Source organism: Streptomyces sp. NPDC058964 (assembly GCF_042741275.1).
In the GTDB taxonomy this organism is placed as follows: Bacteria; Actinomycetota; Actinomycetes; order Streptomycetales; family Streptomycetaceae; genus Streptomyces.
In genome coordinates this window covers 1-2687 of record NZ_JBHYKH010000798.1, presented here as the reverse complement: position 1 = coordinate 2687, position 2687 = coordinate 1, and the positions used below count along the sequence as shown (strand labels likewise).

General features: G+C 68.5%; 2 protein-coding genes. Both read left to right on the top strand.

Annotation, left to right across the window (positions count from 1 at the left end; genetic code table 11):
- Nucleotides 1-174 precede the first annotated feature (174 nt).
- Nucleotides 175-1374, top strand: coding sequence for an ROK family protein (locus ACFW2E_RS44890; protein WP_384477397.1), 1200 nt, complete (start codon nucleotides 175-177; stop codon nucleotides 1372-1374).
- A 122-nt stretch (nucleotides 1375-1496) separates the two neighbouring features.
- Nucleotides 1497-2597: a sugar ABC transporter substrate-binding protein gene (locus tag ACFW2E_RS44885; protein ID WP_384477394.1), complete on the top strand. Its 1101-nt coding sequence runs from the start codon at nucleotides 1497-1499 to the stop codon at nucleotides 2595-2597.
- The last annotated feature ends 90 nt before the right edge of the window (nucleotides 2598-2687 follow it).

Genomic DNA, 2687 nt, shown 5'->3' with positions numbered 1-2687 from the left:
CCCGGGCGGCGCCCCGCGCCCCCCCCCGCGCGCGCGCCCCCCCGCCGCAGGTGTGGGCAAGAGCCCGGAAACAGTTCAACCTATTGACGGGAGGTGACCCGAACGGCTCAGCTTAGAGTTCACTAGTTGGACATAGGGGCCCCGCCGAAGCGGTCCCTCGCGCAGGAGGTCGTCGTGGAGACTCCGGGGTCGCAGTCGTCACTGCACCGAGCCAACCTGGAGCGGGTCGTGCGTGCCGTACGACTAGCCGGGTCGCTCACGCAGGCGGAGATCGCCAGGACCACCGGCCTGTCGGCGGCGACCGTCTCCAACATCGTGCGTGAGCTGAAGGACGGCGGAACGGTCGAGGTCACGCCCACGTCGTCGGGCGGCCGCCGGGCCCGCAGCGTCTCCCTGAGCGGGGACGCCGGCATCGTCATCGGCGTCGATTTCGGACATACGCACCTGCGTGTCGCGGTCGGCAACCTGGCCCATCAGGTACTCGCCGAGGAGTCCGAACCGCTGGATGTGGACGCCTCCGCGACACAAGGCTTCGACCGGGCGGAACAGCTGGTCAACCGGCTGATCGCGGCCACGGGGGTCGACCGTTCGAAGATCGCCGGGGTGGGGCTGGGCGTACCCGGTCCGATCGACGTCGAGTCCGGCTCGCTGGGCTCGTCGGCCATCCTTCCCGGCTGGATCGGCACCAGACCCGCCGAGGAGCTGCGGGGGCGGCTCGGCGTACCGGTGCACGTGGACAACGACGCGAACCTCGGAGCCCTGGGCGAGCTGGTCTGGGGCAGCGGCCGGGGCGTGCGTGATCTTGCTTACATCAAGGTCGCGAGCGGTGTCGGTGCCGGACTGGTGATCGAAGGGAAGATCTACCGGGGTCCCGGCGGCACCGCCGGTGAAATCGGACATATCACTCTTGACGAGTCCGGGCCGGTCTGCCGCTGCGGCAACCGGGGCTGCCTGGAGACCTTCGCCGCGGCGCGCTACGTGCTCCCGCTGCTCCAGTCCAGTCACGGCACCGACCTGACCATGGAAGGCGTCGTGCGGCTGGCCAGGGAAGGTGATCCGGGCTGCCGCCGGGTGATCGCCGACGTGGGCCGCCACATCGGCAGCGGTGTGGCCAATCTCTGCAACTTGCTGAACCCGAGCCGGGTCGTCCTGGGCGGTGACCTGGCGGAGGCCGGAGAGCTGGTTCTGGGGCCCATCAGGGAGTCCGTGAGCCGCTATGCGATCCCCAGCGCGGCGCGCCAGCTCTCGGTCCTCCCAGGGGCCCTCGGGGGCCGCGCGGAGGTGCTCGGGGCGCTGGCTCTCGCCCTCAGCGAGATGGGCGATTCGACCCTTTTGGACGGTTCTCTGGCCATGGCGGCACCCGCCTTCACTTAGAGAACGCATGACGCCGTTGCCATCTCGTTAAGTATTTACTTCTTGACGTCGAACTTGCGGCCGAGTTGACTTCGAGCCACCTCGGCCGCAGCGCTGCGGCCCTGTCAGGGAGGCACCCCCAAATGAACGCAACGATGCGTAGAGTCGTCATCGGCACGGCCGCTGTTTCGATGGCCCTGTCCGTGGCCGCCTGTGGTAAGGCCGGCGACAAGAAGGACGACTCTTCCAGCAGCAGCTCCTCCGGCAGCAAGACCATCGGTCTGCTGCTCCCCGACAGCGTGACCGCGCGCTACGAGAAGTTCGACCACCCGCTCTTCGAGGCGAAGGTCAAGGAGCTCTGCTCGGACTGCAAGGTCGAGTACGCGAACGCCGCTGGTGACGCCACCAAGCAGGCCCAGCAGGTCAGCAGCATGATCACCAAGGGCGTCAAGGTCCTCGTGATCAGCGCCCAGGACTCGGCCGCCATCAAGTCCTCCATCCAGGCCGCCGTCGACAAGGGCATCAAGGTTGTCGCGTACGACCGCCTCGCCCAGGGCCCGGTCTCCGCGTACGTCTCCTTCGACAACGTCAAGGTCGGCGAGCTCCAGGGCCAGGCGCTGCTCGACTCCCTCGGCTCCAAGGCGACCAAGAAGTCGAAGGTCGTCATGATCAACGGTGACGACGCCGACCCGAACGCCGGTCAGTTCAAGAAGGGTGCCCACAACATCCTCGACGGCAAGGTCAACATCGCCTACGAGCAGTCCGGCCTCTGGAAGGACACGGTCGCCGCCCAGAAGATGAAGGCGGCCATCACCCAGCTCGGCGCCAAGAAGATCGCGGGCGTCTACTCCGCCAACGACGGCATGGCCGGCGGTATCGCCACCACGCTGAAGGGCGCCGGCATCAGCGGCATCCCGCTGACCGGTCAGGACGCGGAGCTCGCGGGCATCCAGCGCATCGTCGCCGGCACCCAGTCCAGCACCGTCTACAAGGCCTTCAAGCCGGAGGCGGACGCCGCCGCCCAGCTCGCGGTCAACCTGCTGCAGGGCAAGGACATCAAGTCCCTGGCCAACCAGGAGCTGACCAGCGGCTCCGGCGACAAGGTCCCCTCGCAGCTGCTGACCCCGGTGTCGGTCACCAAGGCCAACATCAAGGACACGGTGATCAAGGACAAGCTGTACACCGTCCAGGACATCTGCACGGCCGAGTTCGCGAAGGCCTGCAAGGCCGCCGGCCTCCAGTAAGCACTCGGGCAGAGCCCAACCGAGGCCCGCCCCGAGCGCCCGCGCCCCCCGCCCCCCCGGGCGCGCGGGAGTACCCCGCCCCCCCGGCCC